The sequence below is a fragment of the Pseudoalteromonas sp. CST2 genome (assembly GCF_028599385.1).
In the GTDB taxonomy this organism is placed as follows: Bacteria; Pseudomonadota; Gammaproteobacteria; order Enterobacterales; family Alteromonadaceae; genus Pseudoalteromonas; species Pseudoalteromonas atlantica.
In genome coordinates this window covers 1-18,395 of the sequence record NZ_JAQREO010000017.1, presented here as the reverse complement: position 1 = coordinate 18,395, position 18,395 = coordinate 1, and the positions used below count along the sequence as shown (strand labels likewise).

The window sequence follows — 18,395 nt, the reverse complement described above, 5'->3', positions numbered from 1 at the left end:
GACAAAATTATAAGGCGTCTGCTTGTTGAAGTTGGCAATGGTATTTATTACCTGAAACAATCAGCATCGCTTCATCGGCTTTAGACCAAAATAGCACTCGCTCATTAATATACTTTACTCCTGATGCGCTCGGCTCTTTATTAAGCGTATATGTTTGCTCATTTAAAGTAAGTGTTGCCCCCGCTCCTTGGTGTGCTAATTCTACTACGCGCTCGTTGCATAAGTAGTGGGTACTTTTAGACTCATTACTACAGGCTGATAAAACCAGCATGCTTGTAAAAATAACCACCAATGCTTTCATTAATATCCCCTAAGTAAGTTTGCCATTGATAAAAATCAGTGCGTTTAATCAGCATAACAAAGCAAAATTAACCGTTGGTGAAAATTACGGATTACGCTATGTTGATAGCATTATTTTTTAGCTAGGAAGCAACATGGCAGGCATTAACCTTTTAACATTACTTGATGATATAACCACCTTACTTGATGACATTGCCACAATGAGTAAAGTCGCCACTAAAAAAACAGCCGGTGTACTTGGTGACGACTTAGCACTTAATGCTCAGCAAGTTACAGGGGTTACAGCCGACCGCGAATTACCCGTAGTTTGGGCTGTGGCAAAGGGCTCATTTTTAAATAAAGCCATTTTGGTGCCTGGTGCATTGCTCATAAGTATATGGCTGCCTTGGTTAATAACCCCGCTGCTAATAATCGGTGGCTTATTTTTATGTTTTGAAGGCGCTGAGAAAGTATTTGCTCGGTTTTTACCTCACCCCGAAAAAGAGGTTGATGAGTCGCAGCAATTAGACCCAGCTGAGTATGAAAAGCAAAAAGTAAAAGGAGCCATACGCACCGACTTTATTCTCTCAGCCGAAATTATAGTGATCACCTTAGGAACGGTTGCAGGTGCCACACTTGTAAATCAGGCGCTTGTACTATGTGTTATAGCCGTATTAATGACCATAGGTGTATACGGCCTTGTAGCCGGTATTGTAAAGCTTGATGACGCGGGGTTGTATTTGCTTAATCAATCAAAGGTGTCGGCTAATAAATTTAAAGAGATGCTTGGTAAGGGGTTATTAGCTGCAGCGCCAAGGCTTATGCAATTTTTAGCCTTTGCCGGCACAGTAGCCATGTTTTTAGTCGGTGGCGGCATTTTATCCCACGGTATTGAGCTACTACATCATTGGCAATTAGAAGTAATAACCATAGGTAAGTCGTTATTAAATGGCACCGGCGAAACATTAGCCCCCCTTATATTTGACGGATTACTAGGGGTAGTAGCGGGGCTATGCATTGTTATTCTGCATTTAGTTTGGAGTAAGCTTACTAACCCTAAGGATTAGATTTATAACCCTATTAATTTACGCCTGTTTACATTAAGGGAAGAAGTATGGTGTATATTTTTGTTAAAAGTATGTAACATAAAAGCTCAATCAAAAATAAATAAAAGGAACTTTAATGAATAAGTTTTTGGCTTGTCTGTCTTTATTACTGGCCAGTATTTTTAGCTCACATACTACAGCAAGTAACGACTTGGTACCGATAGAAAGCTTTAGTAAAGATATAGAGTTTGCAGGTGTGAAAATTTCACCTGATGGAAAATACTTAGCTGTAATTACTCGCCCTGAAGGAAAAAATGTATTAATGGTGCTAAGCACTGATACATTTAAAGTAAGTCATGCAATTAGGTTTCCTAATAATGCCCAAGTTGGCAATTATTACTGGGTAAACAATGAAAGAATTGTATTGGCTAAAGAGTACATTAAAGGCTGGAAAGATCATCCCGAATTTCATGGTGAGCTTTTTGGTGTAAATGCTGATGGTAGCCGAGGCAAATATTTAGTGGGTTACCAAGGTGAAATGCAAACAGGAACCCGTATAAAAAAAGCGACACCCATACTAGGTACTTCTTATGTACTAGACCCGCTTATTCATGATAGGCGTAAAATGCTGATTCTGACCTACCCATGGAGCGCTTCAAATGAGCCGCATACAATAGTTTATGAAGTTGATATTTACAGCGGAAAGCGAAAAAGAGTTGCTCGCTCACCATCAAAAATGGCAGGCTTTTTAACAGACCATGATGGTAATGTGCGTGTTGCTGTTTCAAACGATGATTATATTAATCAAAAAATTTATACCCGTGAGAAGTCAGGTGGTGAATGGCAACAGCTTGATTTAGGAGAGTTAAAATACACTGATATTAGCCTCCATGCGTTTGATAGTACCGGTGCTTCTGTTTATGTGACAGCGTCAGAAAATGGCGAAGCAAAGGGGCTTTATAAACTAAATTTAGAGAGCAAAAAGTTTGAGCTTTTGCATAAAGAACCACAGGTCTCTCCAAAAAAAGTGTGGGTAGATGAAGTTTCTAAAGAATTATTCGCAATTGAAAATGAGCTTGGCTATCCTGCCTATTCTTTTATAAATAATTCACATAAAAGTGTGCGCTTAAAAGCATTAATACAGTCGCTTCAAGGGCAGCAAGTTCAGCTTGTTAGTAGTACTGAAGATGGTGAGAAGAGTATTATTTTTGCGTCAAGCGATACTAACCCTGGCAGTTACTACTTGTTCGATGCCAAAAAGAATAGCCTACGCTTTTTGTTTGCGACTAAAAGCTGGATCAAGCCAAGTGAAATGGCTATAACCAAACCTGTAAATTTTAAAGCGCGTGATGGCTTAACAATATACGGATATTTAACCATCCCTAATAATACTGATGAGAAAAACTTACCTTTAGTTGTTATGCCTCACGGTGGGCCTCATGGACCAAGAGATTGGTGGGGCTATGAGAGCGAAGCTCAGCTATTAGCCAGTAGAGGCATTGCAGTACTAAAAGTTAACTTTAGAGGCTCTGGTGGCTTTGGCCGTAACTTTGAACATGCTGGACATAAAAAATGGGGTGCCGAAATACAATACGACATTATTGACGGTGTAAAATACTTAATAGAGCAAGGCACTGTAAATAAAGATAATATTTGTATAATGGGCGCTAGTTTTGGCGGCTATTCGGCACTACAAAGTGCAATTTTAGAACCTGATATGTTTCAGTGTGCTATTGGTGTAGTTGGGGTGTACGATTTACCGCTAATGTTTGAAGAAGGCGATATCTCTGAACGTGACCGTGGACAGCGCTATCTTAAAAGCGCGCTTGGTACTGATGAGGCACTGTTAAAGCGTTTTTCACCTAGCTACAACATAGACAAGCTTAAAGCGCCAGTTTTAATTGTACATGGTGGGCAGGATGAAAGAGCACCAATTGAGCAAGCTGAGTCTTTAGTTGCAGCGCTAAAAAAAGAAAACCATCCTTACATATACGAGTTACTTGAAGATGAAGGGCATGGCTTTTATAAAGCAGAGCACAGAACGCGCTACTACAAGCAAGTACTTAACTTTTTAGATGAGCATATGACTTTCTAATTATAAGTATGAATGAAGATTGAAAATGGCCAGTTAAACTGGCCATTTTTTATTTGCAGTTTGCTTTATCGCACATTTCCTCTAATTCTATTTTAGCTTTGCTATTACCTTGCGCTATTGCCTGCTCATACCAATGTTTTGCTGTTTGTACATTTTGAGTCACGCCTTGTCCATCTCGGTACATTTGCGCAAGATTGAGCTGCGCCCATTGCGAGTCGGCATTTGCGGCTAGAGTAAAACTCTCAAGCGCATCGCTATACTGTCCGTTTTTAAAATACGTAATGCCCTGTTGGTTATTTTTGTCGAGCTTTAAGCCTTTATATAGCGGTTTTGGTTTTGGCGGAAACATTACAAAACCACCATATAAACTGTTTGCTGAGGGGCGCAGTACGTCGTAAATCACCCCGTCGCTGTAAAGTCTTTTTACTTCGCTACGAGGCAAAGTAATTTTGTCATCTGAGAAGTAACCTCTTTGTACTAATAAGCTGGTACGCATTGCAGTAGTAATGCCTTTGTTGCGCTTATAGCTGTAGTTACTTACTTGAAACGTAATAAACTGCTCGTCAAAACTTAAAACTTGCGCAACTTTTAAGTTGGTGAGTGTCCATGGCTCATGAGTAAATTTATCAGCGTGTACTAAATACGTATCGTAGGCTTTAGGGTTAGTTAAGTAGCTTTGCTTTTGCGCTTGCGCTGCAGCGTGTTGTTGGTAAAAAAATAGCCCCACCCATAACGCTAAAAATACCCCTATAAAGTATTTAGGTAGAGTGAAAATTTCAAACATCGGTAACTGCTTTAATTTTACAGGCGCATTATGGCCGCATTGATAGCATTCGTATTTATAGTTTAGTGCTAAAGGTAGAACAGGAATAACCGTAAAGCGTAAAAAACGACTTTGGTTTATTAGATGATAGGCGCGGCTATGGCAGTTAGGGCAGCACTGTATTTGTGCAAAATGAGGAAACGACTGACTCGTATTGAAAAGCAACATGCCCGCACACTCCTTGTTTTATTTAATTTATATAAAGGTAAAACAAGGAGTGCGTTTATTAAAGCTACAAACTGTAAGTAAGTATGTCAGTTATTAGTTAGTCTGCGCTTTCGGTTGAATTGTTGTTTTGGCATCTGCTGCCATTAACGCAAATACAGCATACGCAGCGGTATTTTGGCGCAGTTTAGCAGGCGTTACTTTATCGAGTGTGTCATCAGCTGTGTGATGGTAATCAAAGTAATCAGTGCCATCTTGGGCCAACTCAAATATAGGTGCCGACACCGCTTTTTTTAAGGGGATTAAATCTGGCCCGCCGTTAGCCTGGTTTTTACCAATGTACTCAATGTTTAACGCAGCCAGCTCTTTTGCTATGGCACGCACTACTGGCAGAGAAGCCGCATTAACATTTGACTCAAAACCATATACTACATCGGCGCCAAAGTCCGACTCAGCAGCTGCAACTATATTGTGTAAGTCACTTTTGTGTTGTGCAAAGTAAGCTTTTGCACCCCAAAGCCCAAGCTCTTCTGCTGCAAACAGTACAACACGAATACTGCGCTTAGGGCGTTTAACATCGCTAATGTGTTTAGCCGCAGCCATTGTTAGCGCAACACCTGCACCATCATCTAATGCGCCAGTGCCTAAATCCCACGAGTCTAGGTGGCCGCCAATTAACACATATTGTTCTGGGTTTTCGGTGCCATTAAATTGGCCTATAACGTTATAGCTTGTGCCTTCTCCTAGGCTTTGTGTTTGTACATTTATATTAACCGTTACCTTTTTGTTTAAGGCCACTAAGCGCGCTATTTGATCCGCATCCGGGTTGGCAATAGTTACGTTAGGTATTTTTTTAACCCCTTCTTTATAGTAACTACCACCAGTGTGAGCAAAGCGATGGTGAGCTGTGCTCACTGAGCGCATCATGTAAGCAACCGCGCCTTTTTTTGCAGCTTCAATTGCGCCTGTGGCACGTGCTTTTACTGCGGGGCCGTATCCGTTGCCGTCTATGTCGCGGTTCATGCGGTAATTAATATAGGCAATTTTACCTTCTAAGCTATTTGCTGGTGCTGCAATTAGCTCATCCAATGTTTCAAACAACACAACCGGTGCACTAATGCCATCATCAGGTGTGCTTACACTGTTACCCAGCGCAGTTAAATGCAGAGGTTGCTCACTTGGGGTGAGTATTTTTCCGCTTTCGCTATAACGGCGCCATTTTGGAAATGTTGCTTCTTCAAGCCATACTTTATCAAAACCAAGTTCGTTAAATTTTGCTTTAGCCCATGCTACTGCTTTTTTATCGTTTTCAGTGCCGGGTAAGCGAGGGCCAACTTCTGTTGTGAGTGACTCGAGTAGCTCGTAGCTTAAATGGCTTTTAAGTGCAGCAGTGCGCACCTCATCAACCTGTTGTAATTGCGTTGTGGTGAATTCTGCATTGTTTGCGCTAACGCTGAGGCTGCTAGTCATTAGTAGCGCTGTAATAATTTTTTTCATATAGAGTAAGCCTTTTTATAATTAAGTGTATTAGAGCACTTTTTAAAGGCTTTAAAAAATAGATGAGATGAATGCAGTGGTGTTTTTAATAGGCAGTAAAAAGCCCGCACAATTATTATTGTGCAGGCTTTATAAGTATAAGTTTATAACTTAAAAGCTAAATTGAGCTGCTAGGCGTACATTTGTGCCTTCGCCCACGGTAACGTTGTTTAAGCCACCGCCGCCTAAGTAGTTTTCGTCTAATAGGTTTTCAATGTTTAAACGAAGGTTTACATCGGTTTTACTTACTTTAAGTTTGTAAGTTGCACCTACATCTACTCGTGTGTAAGCATCTTTTACTACTGTGTTTGCACTATCGGCAAAGCGCTCACCTTCATAAAATGCACCGGCATTAAATGCAATGGTGTCGTTTAACTCATAGCGTGTCCAAAGTGATGCAGACCATTTAGGAGCATCAGTAGGGCGTTTACCTTGTAGGTCTTCGTCACGCTCAAAATTTGCATCTAAGTACATAGTTGATGCCATAACAAATAAGCGATCGGTAGCTGCACCTTGCGCGCTTAGCTCAAGCCCTTTATGGCGCTGCTCGCCTACTTGGTTTGTTTCAGAGGTAAATTCGCCCACTGGCACTTCAAGTGCTTCGGTTACTAAGGTGCCTTTTTTGCTAATATCAAATACAGCACCGCTTAACATTAGGCGGTCATCAAATAGTTGCCATTTAACACCAATCTCTTTTTGCTCAGAGGTAACAGCATCAAGCTTCATACCGTTGTTGATGTCAGTTTCGCTTACTAATGTATCGCTACCTTGTGGCTCAAAACCTTCTGAGTAGCTAGCATAAATAGTCGCAGAAGGGTTAGGGTGATAAAGCACACCTACTTTTGGTACGAACGACTCGTTATCTGCGCCTTCTCTATTTTGCTCATCGTAACGACCACCTAATGATACTTGCCACTGTGGCGAGAAAGTAATTAAGTCTTGAACGTAAATACCGTAGTAGTCGTATTCAGTTTCGCTAATAGTATCATCTGATTTATAGCTTACTGTTGGGCGGCTTGGCTCGTTTTGGCCAGCGGCAAAATCAAAATACTCTGCTGATGTACGGCGTTGTCCGTAATAGTAATCTAGCGAGTTTGCACCAATTAAAAACTGATGTTGTAAACTACCGGTTTTAAATTCGCCAACAAAATCAATAAATGCGGTTTTAAACTGCCAATCGTCAAAACGGTCGTAAGGGCGTGACTCATAGCTATCGCCTTCTACGAATGTGCTTGGCTTACGAGGTGCAGACTCAAAACGCTGGCGCTCAAATGTTTGCTCGTTGTAACCAAGCTTAACTTGCCAGTGATCGTTTAAGTACACTTCAAAATCTACGCCTAAGTTTTCTACTGTTATGTCGGTAAATGCCCAAGACATATCGCGAATGGTTTTGTCATCGCCAATCACATTGGCGTTGTCATCTATCCATGCACCTGTATCTAGGCCTGCTTCGTCGTCTGTGCGGTCGTAATGTACACGTACTAATGCGTTGTCGCTTAAATCGTAATCAACAATTACAGCACCTAAAAAACGGTCGCGTTCACGGTTTTCGCCGTTTTGGTATTCGCGCCAGTAATCAACATCTTGTTTTACTAAAATACCGCGTGCACGTAAATCTTCAGCGTCGGTAAGTGCACCAGCTGCGTCTAGCATAAAGCGGGTAGAGCCGTGTTGGTCTACATCTGCGCTGGCGTTAAATAATGTGGTTGCTGTAGGCTTTTTTGTCACCATGTTTATCAAGCCACCTGGGCCTGATTGTCCGTATAAAATACTTGATGGACCTTTAATAACTTCTACTTGTTGTAGAATTTCAATCGGTTGCTGGTAGTGAGACCAATGTTGGTGTCCGTCACGTAAGTAGCCTGTTGAAGAGCTAAGTTCAAAGCCGCGTAAGTTAAATACTTCACGGTTACGTTGTTGAGAGCCGGCAGTTAAACTTGCATCGTTAGTAAGTACTTCGCCAAGGGTCGTTGCTAATTGCTCGCTAATTATTGTATCGCTAATAACAGTTACTGATTGCGCTGTTTCTAACAATGACGCTGATGTTCTCATTGCTCCGTTGGCGTTGTCGACTTTGTAGTCGTTAAAATAACTACCTTTAACTTCAATTCGCTCTAAGTCAGTAGGGGCGGCAAAGGCGCTTGTGCTAATGGCACCAACAAGTGCTACGTACAGTGAGTTTAGTTTCATCAATTACATCCAGTGTTAGGGTGTTAAAATTTTTCGAGGATCTTAATGAAAACTAGTATCATTTGCAACTTTTTTATTAACAAGGATTAACGCATCGTAAAATAATGCACATCGGGTATTAATGGTTGCCTAACCCGAATTCTGCTATTATAGAGCCATATTTTGGGGCTAAGCCCTGTGTTGTTTTTATTATTTTGGAATTTATTGTGACTTCTACTGCATTTTCATCTTTGGCTTTACCTGCTGGTTTAGTTGATAATTTATCAACACTTGGCTACTCGCAAATGACGCCTGTACAAGCGCAAAGCCTGCCACCTGTACTTGAAGGTAAAGACATTATTGCACAGGCAAAAACCGGTTCAGGTAAAACTGCTGCTTTTAGTTTAGGTGTGTTAGCTAAATTAAATGTAAAACGTTTTCGTATTCAATCGCTTGTACTTTGTCCAACGCGCGAACTGGCCGAGCAAGTGGCAGTAGAAATGCGTAAACTTGCCCGCGGTATTCACAATATTAAAATATTAACGCTATGTGGTGGTGTGTCAATTGGCCCACAAATAGGCTCGCTTGAGCATGGCGCGCACATTATTGTGGGTACACCTGGGCGAGTGGACGATCATATTCGCAAAGGTACACTGCGTTTAGACGATGTTGAAACGTTAGTACTTGATGAAGCAGATCAAATGCTTGATATGGGCTTTCAAGATACCCTTGATGCAATTATTGAGTGTATACCGCAAAATCGTCAAACGTTGTTATTTAGTGCTACCTTTCCGCGTGCAATTGAAGCTATTGCAAAGCGCGTATTAAAAAATCCAGAGATGATAAAAGTAGAAGAAGAGCAAGAAAAAAGCACAATAAAGCAATACTTTTACAAAATGGATAACAACAAACAGCGTTACTCAACACTTAAATTATTACTGCTTAAATTTACACCTCAAAGCTGTGTTGTTTTTTGTAATACCAAGGTAGAAACACAACAAGTTTGTGATGATTTAGCAAGTGAAGGCTTTAGCGCAGTGGCGTTGCACGGTGATTTAGAGCAGCGTGATCGCGAACGTACGTTAATTCATTTTGCTAATAAAAGTGCCTCGATATTAGTTGCTACCGATGTTGCCGCGCGTGGCTTAGATATTGACGACATGGACATGGTAATAAATTACCATTTAGCACACGACCCACAAACCCATGTGCACCGTGTAGGGCGTACAGGCCGAGCGGGTAAAAAAGGTATTGCGTGTTCTATTTACGGTGAGGCTGAGCAGTTTAAAGTGGCGCAAATAGGCGACCATTACGAACGAGACTTTTTGCCAGAGCCAATGCCTGCTTTTAGTTTATTAGAAAAGCCGCCTTACAAGCCTGAAATGGTTACCCTAATGATTGACTCGGGCAAAAAGCAAAAAGTGCGCGCTGGTGATATTTTAGGTGCACTTACTGGCAAAGATGGTGTTGCAGGACGCCAAGTAGGTAAAATAAATGTACTCGATAACGTTGCCTTTGTAGCCGTTGAGCGTAATGCATCAAAACCTGCACTACGTAAATTAACCGAGGGCAATATTAAAGGGCGTAAAATTCGTGCCCGTCGCCTTACCCGTTAATTACCTGTTTTGAGCAGCTAGCTTTAGCTGCTCATACTCGGCTCTTATTTGTCTAAATTTACATGCACTCCCAGTTTGCTTATCGGGATGATGTTTTAATGCCAATTGCCGCCAGCGCTTTTGTAGCATAGCCAGGCTAAAGTTTGGCGGTAATTGCCAAGCCTTAAGTAATGGCTCAATTTGCCCAACTGGCTGCTTTATTAGTGGGTTAAATTGCTGCCAAAAACTATCTAATAATGCCTCTATGTCTTTGGCACTGGTGTCGTAGTTTTCCCAGTTTAAATAGTAACCTTTTAAATGGGATTGCGTTGCTACATTGCTACTTGGCTCTGTAAGTTCAATATGTAATGACGATATAATTAAGTGCTTGGGTAATAGCTGTGTTTGTAGCTCAAATAAAGCATTCATAATTAAAAAATTCTTTTTAAATAAATTTTGCTCAGGGTTTGCATCTAAAGGTGGTAACACCCCTTGTTGAGCGAGCGTTGCAGCTAAGGTATGAACTTTCCAAACACGCTGAGTTAAAAGTAGCTCAAAAATCTCATCAATCAGGGGGTTAAGCATTGTTTGCACTCGTTTTGTTGTGTATCTTCAATAAAGATTACACTGACTAAAGCTAAAGTTTGAAGGAATAATATTATGCAAGGCAAATTGAAGTGCCTTTTATTTGTTTTATGTTGTGTGTTCATACTGCCAAGCTTTGCTCAAAATAGTGTATCTTTATTTGATGAATTTAAAAAAGAGCAGCAGTGGGACGTAAAACTCACGCTAGGTAATGCACTGCTTGAAGCAAAAAATATTACAGAATCCCAAAAGGTCAGTGTGTATTCTGAACTTGCCGATTTAGCCTTCTCCTCAGATGATTTTGAAAATGCCCTGTTGTATTTTAAAAAATTAGAACAGCACACCTCCTTAAACTACCTACCAGATATGCACTTTAGAGCCATTAAAATGCAAGGCGTTGTGTTTTATTTTCAGGGGTATTTTCAGCAAGCTATTGTTGAATATAGCCGCGCCATGGTGATTGTTGAAAAAAACAATAAGCAAGTAGAGCTTGCAAACCTGCTAAGTAATATTGGTTTAGCGTACTTCGAAATGAATAATATGGAGCTAACGCTCGAATATTATTTAAAAGCAAAAGAGATTTATGAGAAAAAGGGCAGTGCTCAAGACCAAGCTGATATTTTGCTAAATATAGCAGGGGTGTACATTAGGTTATCACGTTACGAAAGCGCCATTTTATTTTATAAAGAAGTACTTAAAGTTTATCAAAAATTAGCTGATACCAGCGGTATAGCGCAAGTTAACAATAATTTAGGGGTTGCTTACTACGAAAGTTCGCAATTTGATTTAGCGCTGCATTATTATCAAATGGCACTGCGCTATTATATTTCTACCAATGATTATAATAAGTTATCTACCCAATATACTAATTTAGCAAACATCAATTTAATTCTTAATAACGTGGATGTTGCCTACGAGCAAGCTAAATTGGGGGTACAAAATGCCCTTAAAATTGCTAATCACAGTTTAGAGCTCAACGCCTTACATGCACTGGCTAAAATACAATTTGTGAGAGGTGAGCTTGCTGATTCGCAAAAAAGCTTAGATAAAGCAACCGATTTGGCCACACAATATAATAGTGTGCGTATAAAGCGCGATGCTTTTGGTACACGCTCGCTCCTAGAGGCAAGCAAAGGCAACTACGCTGAGGCATTAACTCTGCACGAAAAGTTTGTAGCAGAGCAGCGCGGTATAAATAGCGAAACAATTACCAGCGCCTTAGCTGTATTACAAAATCAATTTAAAGCTACTCAGTTAAATCAAGAAATTCAAAAACTGAAGCAAGAACGAAAAGTACAAAAGTTAAAAATGAGCCAACGCTCGCAGCTTACGGTTTTTATTTTTGTTTTATTATTTTTAGTAATTGTAACGGGCACCGCGCTTTATCGTCGGGGCGCCGAAAAGCGTGCTAAGCAGTTATTAAAAGAACAAGTCGCGCAGCGTACAGCAGAGCTACAAGCTATTGCCCAAGAGCTACGAGAAGCAAATGATGTTAAAAGCCAGTTTTTGGCAAATATTAGCCATGAAATTAGAACCCCGCTCACCGCTATTTTAGGCCAAACAGATGATTTAATTAATGGTTTGTACGAGCCTGAAAACCTACAAGACGAATTAAAAATAATTCAACGACATAGCGATCACTTAAAAAGTTTAATTAATGACGTACTCGATTTAAGTAAAATAGAAGCAAACAGATTAGAGCTTAATATTTCGTGCTTTGACATAGTGCAGCTTGTTAGCGATGTACATGCCATGTTTATTACGCAGGCTAAGGCAAAGCATTTACAAATTCGTTTTGATAACCATGTAGGCAATGCGTTTTATACCAAGCTCGATTTAATGCGGGTGAAGCAAATACTCATTAATTTATGTGCTAATGCCGTTAAGTTTACGCAGGCGGGGCAGGTTGTTGTGTCTTTAAACAAAACCGAGCAAGGGCTTGTTTTTATAGTGAAAGACACCGGTATTGGCATGAATTCATCACAGCTAAAACAAATATTTGAATGCTTTAGCCAAGCCGATAACAGTATTAGTCGCCGCTTTGGTGGCACCGGGTTAGGGCTTAGTTTGTCTCAACAGTTAGCCTCTATGATGGGCGGCTACATTAGCGTACAAAGTGAGTTTAAACGCGGAAGTCAGTTTTCGCTGTTTTTACCCTGTGTAGAAGTTGAAAAAGAGCTAGATGAGTACGAACATGTAAGCGCCGCTGAACAGGTTAAGCAGTTAACCGGGCGCGTAGTTTTGGCTGAGGATCATCCCGACAATCGCAGACTCATAAGTCGTTATTTACGTTCAATGGGGCTTGAAGTTATTGCGGTAGAAAATGGTGAGCAAGCGGTTGAGAAGTGCCTACAAATATACCCTGACCTCGTGCTGCTTGATATACAAATGCCTATTATGGACGGGCGTGCTGCGTTTTCGTTGTTGCAACAGTGCGGCTTTCAAGCGCCTATTTTTGCTTTAACGGCCAATGCAATGAGCCATGAAGTTGATGATTATCTTGCCCTAGGGTTTACAGGGTATTTAGGTAAGCCATTAGATAAAAACGCGTTTTATAACACCCTTGCCCAGCATTTAGGTGAAGCAAAACAAGAGGCAGCCTATACAGCTAAGATAGACATGAGCGACTTAGTAACAAGTTTTAAGCAAAGCTTCACGTTTGAAAGCGAAACCATAAGTCAGCACCATAATAGTAATGACCTAGAGGCACTACAAAAAGACAGCCATCGTATTTTAGGTGCTGCGCAAATGTTTGCGTTAGACGATATTGCCAAGGCCGCTAAAAATCTCGATATGGCTTTACTCAATAAACAAAGCCAAAGTAAAGAGCACATTCAAAAGCTTGTAGATGAATTACAGCGTGTACTTAAAAAATATAACGAGAGTTAATTATACCAATCGTGTTAGGTTATTAGACATTTATAGCGACAGATAAATAGAGTGGTCATAAGGCATAAGTTTTGACACCTAGTTGTTCTACATAAGAAATTTATAACGCCATTAACGCTTTATTTAGTATGCTAGAAAGGCTAAATATCTAAGCCGATTGGTATTAGTCGTTTAAACATAAAAAAAGCGCCCTAGGCGCTTTTTTTATATAATGAAAACGCGCTTATTGGCGTTTCATCGAATCGAAGAATTCATCGTTCGTTTTGCTCATAGAAAGCTTATCAATTAAGAATTCCATTGCATCAATCTCTGACATTTCATGAACAATCTTACGTAAAATCCACAGCTTTTGTAGCTCATCTGGCTTAGTAAGTAGTTCTTCACGACGCGTACCAGAGCGGTTAAAGTCGATGGCAGGGAATACACGCTTTTCAGCAATCTTACGATTTAAATGTAGTTCCATGTTACCGGTACCTTTAAACTCTTCGTAGATAACTTCATCCATTTTAGAGCCCGTGTCGATAAGTGCTGTAGCTATAATCGTTAAGCTACCGCCTTCTTCAACATTACGTGCAGCACCAAAGAAGCGCTTAGGCTTGTGCAGTGCGTTAGCATCAACACCACCGGTAAGTACTTTACCTGATGAAGGAATAACGGTGTTGTAAGCACGCGCTAAACGGGTGATTGAATCAAGCAAGATAACCACATCTTTTTTGTGCTCAACTAAACGTTTTGCTTTTTCAATAACCATTTCTGCAACTTGTACGTGGCGAGAAGCTGGCTCATCAAACGTTGATGCAATAACTTCACCTTTAACGAGGCGTTGCATCTCGGTTACTTCCTCCGGACGCTCATCAATAAGTAAAACCATTAATGTAACATCTGGGTGATTGTGAGTAATTGATTGTGCAATGTTTTGCAGTAGCATTGTTTTACCCGCTTTAGGCGGTGCTACTAACAAACCACGTTGGCCACGGCCAATTGGAGATGCTAAATCAAGTACACGAGCGGTAATGTCTTCTTTACTGCCGTTACCGCGTTCCATACGAAAACGTTCGTTTGCATGTAGTGGGGTAAGGTTTTCAAAAAGAATTTTAGTGCGAGAGTTTTCAGGTTTATCGAAGTTAACTTCATTTACTTTTAATAAAGCAAAGTAGCGTTCGCCATCTTTAGGTGGACGAATAAGCCCTGAAATAGAATCGCCAGTACGCATGCTGAAACGGCGAATTTGGCTTGGAGATACATAAATATCATCTGGGCCAGCTAAGTAAGATGCTTCTGATGATCTTAAAAAACCAAAACCATCTTGTAAAATCTCTAGTACACCGCCACCGAAGATGTTCTCTCCGCCTTTGGCGTGTGCTTTAAGAATGGCAAAAATGATATCTTGCTTTCTTAAGCGGGCTACGTTTTCGAGCCCCATGGACTCAGCTAAGTTTACAAGTTCTTTTATAGACTTGTCTTTTAATTCGCGTAAATGCATATTGGTGGGTTCTTTATTACAATTGTCATACTCAAAATCGCTTTGATAGTTGAGTGAGGTTTGTTGAATATAACTAAGGATTAGTTGGCTTTATAAACTAGCAGTTCACTGGCATAGCGTCCAGTCTTTATACAAAATAAACACAAAAAAAGGGCAAAAACGCCCTTTTTTTTAATTTTTACTTAGATATTGTTTTCTAAGAACTCAATAAGTTGAGTTTTAGAAAGCGCACCAACTTTCGTTGCAGCTACTTGGCCGTCTTTAAAAAGAAGCAGAGTAGGAATACCACGAATACCAAATTTAGGCGGTGTACCCGCGTTTTGGTCGATGTTTAATTTAGCAACTGTTACACGGCTTTCGTATTCATCAGCTACTTCATTAAGGATAGGGGCGATCATTTTACAAGGTCCGCACCACTCAGCCCAAAAATCTACTAGTACAGGCTTGTCTGATTGTAATACGTCAGCTTCAAAGCTATCGTCAGTAATTTGGATTATTTTCTCGCTCATTGCGCTCTCCGATTTAGTTAGGCGAAATATTTAGTGCGTATTTAAACACTCTTGTTTCTTATTGCAAGTTTAAACGTTATGCTTAAACGCTATGACTAAGACACATTTGACCGATAAAAAGTTTTCAGACTTTGCTATCGCACCGGAAGTGGTTGCCGGTTTAACCGAAAGTGGGTTTGAATATTGCACACCCATTCAAGCAAAATGCCTACCTTTTATTTGTGACGGACGCGATATCGCGGGCCAAGCACAAACAGGTACGGGCAAAACGTTGGCGTTTTTAACTGCCACGTGCCATCGGTTATTACAATCTAGCAAAGCACCTAGTAAACATCCAAGAGCCCTGATCATGGCCCCGACTCGGGAGCTTGCGATTCAGATACACAAAGATGCTAAAATTTTAGCGCCGCACTGTAATCTTAACTTAGGTTTAGTATATGGTGGCGAAGATTACGAAAAACAACGTGCACAATTAGAAAAAGGCGTTGATATTTTAATTGGTACTACAGGTCGCCTAATCGATTTGTACAAGCAAGGCTGTTACACCCTTAATGAAATTGAGGTAGTTGTGCTTGATGAAGCCGATCGTATGTTCGATTTAGGCTTTATAAAAGACATTCGTTACATGTTCCGCCGTATGCCAGATACAGCAGATAGATTAAATCTATTATTTTCTGCCACGCTTTCTTATCGCGTGCAAGAACTTGCCTTTGAACATATGACCAACCCTGAGCACGTTCAAATCGAGCCAGACGTTAAAACAGGTAAGCGAATTAAAGAAGAGCTATTTCATCCTTCTCAAGAAGATAAAATTAAGCTGCTATTAACTTTAATTGAGGAAGAATGGCCAGACAAAGCCATTGTGTTTGCCAATACGAAGCACAGCTGTGAAACAGTGTATGCCTGGTTAAAAGCCGATGGCCACCGAGTAGGTATGCTCACTGGCGATGTAAACCAGAAAAAACGCCAATCTATATTAGCGCAATTCACCAAAGGCGAATTAGACTTTTTAGTGGCAACCGATGTGGCAGCACGTGGGCTACATATCCCTGAGGTAAGTCATGTATTTAACTTTGACCTGCCAGATGATTGTGAAGATTACGTTCACCGTATAGGCCGTACAGGTCGTGCGGGCGCATCAGGTCATGCAATTAGCTTTGCATGTGAGCAGTACGCTTATAACCTGCATGAAATAGAAGAGTATATAGAGCACAGCATTCCTTTATCACATTATGATAAAACCGCATTGCTAGATGATTTAACAAAGCCTACTATTCAAAGAAAGCGCAACTATTCTACAGGCCCACGTAATCGTAGTAATAATAACGGACGTCGCCCAAATAATAGTTACCAAAAAGGACGGTCGTAACTCGGCCGTTACTGTACGTAGTAGTAACTAGAGGTTTTTGAACGGTGGGGCAATTTAAACCGCAAAAAAATGTGTATGCAGTCATTGATTTAGGCTCAAATAGCTTTCATATGCTAATTGCTAAATCAATTGCTGGCGGCCTACAAACTATAGGCCGCGTTAAACGCAAAGTAAGATTAGCCGCAGGGCTTGATAAAGATAACGTATTAAGCACTGAGGCAATGCAGCGAGGCTGGGAGTGCCTTGCACTTTTTGCTGAGCGCCTACAAGACATTCCAAAACAAAATATAACCATAGTAGCAACGGCCACTTTACGTCTTGCGACGAATGCCGATGTTTTTAAAGCACAAGCCGAAAAAATCTTAGGCCACACTATTAATGTAATAAGTGGTGAGCTAGAAGCACGCACTATTTATAAAGGCGTAGCACACACTTCATCATGCACTGGCAAGCAGCTAGTTATTGATATTGGTGGTGCAAGTACCGAGGTCGTTATAGGTAAGGGCTTTGAGGCACTGCACTATAAAAGCTTAAATATGGGGTGCGTTACTTATTTAGAGCGCTATTTTAAAGATTGCCAATTAAGTGAAGCAAACTTTAACGCTGCCATCAAAGCTGCCCACGAAGTTATTGATGAAATTGCCCCTGAGTATAAACAAGCAGGTTGGCAAATTGCATCGGGTGCTTCTGGCACGGTGCAAGCCATTCAAGAAATAATGGTTGCGCAACACTTAGATGAACTACTCACTCTAGAAAAGCTAAATAAAATAAAAGAGCAATCAATAACGTTTAGCACTATCGCTGCACTAGACTTACCTGGTCTAAGCGAAGAGCGTAGATTAGTTTTTGTATCTGGTCTAGCTATCTTAATTGCGCTATTTGAATCGCTTGAAATTGAAAAAATGGGATTAGCTGGCGGTGCACTTCGCGAAGGTGTGCTTTACAGTATGGTGCCCGAGCTTCATAACAACGACATTCGTAAACGCACCGTTGATGGGTTTATGGACCGTTACCATGTTGATCAAAAGCAAGCTAATCGAGTATCGAGCTTAGTTATTCAACTGGCAGAGCAAGTAGGTGAAAGCTGGCCGCTTGTTAGTGAAAATGCGTTGCCGCTTTTAAAAGCCGCAGCACAACTACACGAAATTGGTTTATTAATAGAGTACAAGCAATATCACAAGCACACAGCCTACATTATAGAAAACACCGATATGCCAGGTTTTTCACAATCTGAACATAAAGTGATTGCAGCTGTTGCCAATGCACATCGCTCCGATATTCAAAAAGGCAGCTTCGACGTTCTAGGCGCACATAGTACACTTACCCAATACTTAGTTAGGTTATTAAGAATTGCCGTAATATTATCGATGCGCCGACAAGACGACGTACTTCCTAAAATAGAGTTATCTGTAGAAAAAGACACCTTAGACTTAAAGTTTGCCAATAACTGGTTAAAAGAACACCCTCTTATGGCTAGTGAGCTACAACAAGAGTCTAAATTGCAAAGTAAACTCGGTTGGAAACTCATCGTAAACTAATATAAAAGGCCCGTAAGGGCCTTTTTAGTGTTTAAAGTAACCACTTTGCTTCAATTTCACGCGAACAGTCATTTATTTCAAGTTTTCTTCAAAAAAGGGTTGATCTGTTTTCGGATCTCCCTATAATGCGACCCCACTGAGACGGCAGAGCGCAACGCTTAGCGAGGCAAGAGTCAATCAGTGAGTTGAGTAAAACTTAGTTTTAAAAACTTTCAAGTTTAACAAAATTAAGTGTTGACAAAAAAATAGGAAAGCGTAAGATGCGCAGCCCTAGCGAGATAAAGTTTAACGCTTTAATCGCAACGTTCTTTAAC

At 40.6% G+C, this 18,395-nt stretch carries 13 protein-coding genes; 6 read left to right on the top strand and 7 right to left on the bottom strand.

The genetic code is table 11. The features are described from left to right. Positions 1–7: 7 nt before the first annotated feature. Positions 8–301 carry an MliC family protein gene (locus tag PSH41_RS17545; RefSeq protein WP_024032060.1) on the bottom strand — a complete coding sequence of 98 codons (294 nt, stop codon included), beginning with the start codon at positions 299–301 and terminating at the stop codon, positions 8–10. Positions 302–434: 133 nt separating this feature from the next. On the opposite strand from PSH41_RS17545, the gene PSH41_RS17540 reads away from it, so the two are divergent. Continuing rightward, positions 435–1,346 (top strand): DUF808 domain-containing protein, encoded by a 912-nt coding sequence (locus tag PSH41_RS17540; protein WP_273589736.1) that lies wholly within the window; start codon positions 435–437, stop codon positions 1,344–1,346. A gap of 115 nt (positions 1,347–1,461) precedes the next feature. Further along, positions 1,462–3,420, top strand: coding sequence for a S9 family peptidase (locus PSH41_RS17535; protein ID WP_273589735.1), 1,959 nt, complete (start codon positions 1,462–1,464; stop codon positions 3,418–3,420). A 49-nt stretch (positions 3,421–3,469) separates the two neighbouring features. On the opposite strand, the gene PSH41_RS17530 is transcribed toward PSH41_RS17535, so the two are convergent. From PSH41_RS17530 to PSH41_RS17520, 3 genes are all read right to left on the bottom strand, one after another. Then, a complete protein-coding gene (locus tag PSH41_RS17530; RefSeq protein WP_273589734.1) occupies positions 3,470–4,411 on the bottom strand; it encodes a tetratricopeptide repeat protein in 942 nt (313 codons plus the stop codon). A gap of 93 nt (positions 4,412–4,504) precedes the next feature. Continuing rightward, complete coding sequence (locus PSH41_RS17525; protein ID WP_273589733.1) at positions 4,505–5,905, bottom strand: M20/M25/M40 family metallo-hydrolase; 1,401 nt, start codon at positions 5,903–5,905, stop codon at positions 4,505–4,507. Positions 5,906–6,055: 150 nt separating this feature from the next. After that, complete coding sequence (locus PSH41_RS17520) at positions 6,056–8,134, bottom strand: TonB-dependent siderophore receptor (protein ID WP_096738906.1); 2,079 nt, start codon at positions 8,132–8,134, stop codon at positions 6,056–6,058. A 206-nt stretch (positions 8,135–8,340) separates the two neighbouring features. On the opposite strand from PSH41_RS17520, the gene dbpA reads away from it, so the two are divergent. After that, complete coding sequence (dbpA, locus tag PSH41_RS17515) at positions 8,341–9,729, top strand: ATP-dependent RNA helicase DbpA (RefSeq protein ID WP_054983733.1); 1,389 nt, start codon at positions 8,341–8,343, stop codon at positions 9,727–9,729. Here dbpA and PSH41_RS17510 read toward each other — a convergent pair whose 3' ends face one another. Beyond that, the gene (locus PSH41_RS17510) at positions 9,730–10,293 is read right to left on the bottom strand and encodes a DNA-J related domain-containing protein (RefSeq protein ID WP_273589732.1); all 564 of its coding nucleotides are present in this window, start codon (positions 10,291–10,293) and stop codon (positions 9,730–9,732) included. It abuts the gene before it with no gap. 75 nt (positions 10,294–10,368) lie between these two features. Here PSH41_RS17510 and PSH41_RS17505 point away from each other — a divergent pair, with 75 nt between their 5' ends. Then, positions 10,369–13,182 (top strand): tetratricopeptide repeat-containing hybrid sensor histidine kinase/response regulator, encoded by a 2,814-nt coding sequence (locus PSH41_RS17505; RefSeq protein ID WP_064384577.1) that lies wholly within the window; start codon positions 10,369–10,371, stop codon positions 13,180–13,182. Positions 13,183–13,405: 223 nt separating this feature from the next. On the opposite strand, the gene rho is transcribed toward PSH41_RS17505, so the two are convergent. Together rho and trxA are read right to left on the bottom strand one after the other, a co-directional pair. After that, positions 13,406–14,665: a transcription termination factor Rho gene (rho, locus tag PSH41_RS17500; protein WP_004588958.1), complete on the bottom strand. Its 1,260-nt coding sequence runs from the start codon at positions 14,663–14,665 to the stop codon at positions 13,406–13,408. A gap of 182 nt (positions 14,666–14,847) precedes the next feature. Beyond that, positions 14,848–15,174 carry a thioredoxin TrxA gene (gene trxA, locus PSH41_RS17495; protein WP_004588957.1) on the bottom strand — a complete coding sequence of 109 codons (327 nt, stop codon included), beginning with the start codon at positions 15,172–15,174 and terminating at the stop codon, positions 14,848–14,850. Positions 15,175–15,265: 91 nt separating this feature from the next. Here trxA and rhlB point away from each other — a divergent pair, with 91 nt between their 5' ends. Together rhlB and gppA are read left to right on the top strand one after the other, a co-directional pair. Next, a complete protein-coding gene (gene rhlB / locus PSH41_RS17490; RefSeq protein ID WP_054983731.1) occupies positions 15,266–16,543 on the top strand; it encodes an ATP-dependent RNA helicase RhlB in 1,278 nt (425 codons plus the stop codon). Positions 16,544–16,587: 44 nt separating this feature from the next. Continuing rightward, positions 16,588–18,081 carry a guanosine-5'-triphosphate,3'-diphosphate diphosphatase gene (gppA, locus tag PSH41_RS17485; RefSeq protein ID WP_096040975.1) on the top strand — a complete coding sequence of 498 codons (1,494 nt, stop codon included), beginning with the start codon at positions 16,588–16,590 and terminating at the stop codon, positions 18,079–18,081. Positions 18,082–18,395 lie beyond the last annotated feature (314 nt).

Coding starts and splice junctions, on each gene's coding strand:
- PSH41_RS17530 (WP_273589734.1), bottom strand. CDS start 4,411: ATGTTGCTTTTCAATACGAGTCAGTCGTTTCCTCATTTTGCACAAATA.
- trxA (WP_004588957.1), bottom strand. CDS start 15,174: ATGAGCGAGAAAATAATCCAAATTACTGACGATAGCTTTGAAGCTGAC.
- PSH41_RS17520 (WP_096738906.1), bottom strand. CDS start 8,134: ATGAAACTAAACTCACTGTACGTAGCACTTGTTGGTGCCATTAGCACA.
- PSH41_RS17505 (WP_064384577.1), top strand. CDS start 10,369: ATGCAAGGCAAATTGAAGTGCCTTTTATTTGTTTTATGTTGTGTGTTC.
- PSH41_RS17535 (WP_273589735.1), top strand. CDS start 1,462: ATGAATAAGTTTTTGGCTTGTCTGTCTTTATTACTGGCCAGTATTTTT.
- PSH41_RS17510 (WP_273589732.1), bottom strand. CDS start 10,293: ATGCTTAACCCCCTGATTGATGAGATTTTTGAGCTACTTTTAACTCAG.
- PSH41_RS17545 (WP_024032060.1), bottom strand. CDS start 301: ATGAAAGCATTGGTGGTTATTTTTACAAGCATGCTGGTTTTATCAGCC.
- PSH41_RS17525 (WP_273589733.1), bottom strand. CDS start 5,905: ATGAAAAAAATTATTACAGCGCTACTAATGACTAGCAGCCTCAGCGTT.
- PSH41_RS17540 (WP_273589736.1), top strand. CDS start 435: ATGGCAGGCATTAACCTTTTAACATTACTTGATGATATAACCACCTTA.
- rho (WP_004588958.1), bottom strand. CDS start 14,665: ATGCATTTACGCGAATTAAAAGACAAGTCTATAAAAGAACTTGTAAAC.
- rhlB (WP_054983731.1), top strand. CDS start 15,266: ATGACTAAGACACATTTGACCGATAAAAAGTTTTCAGACTTTGCTATC.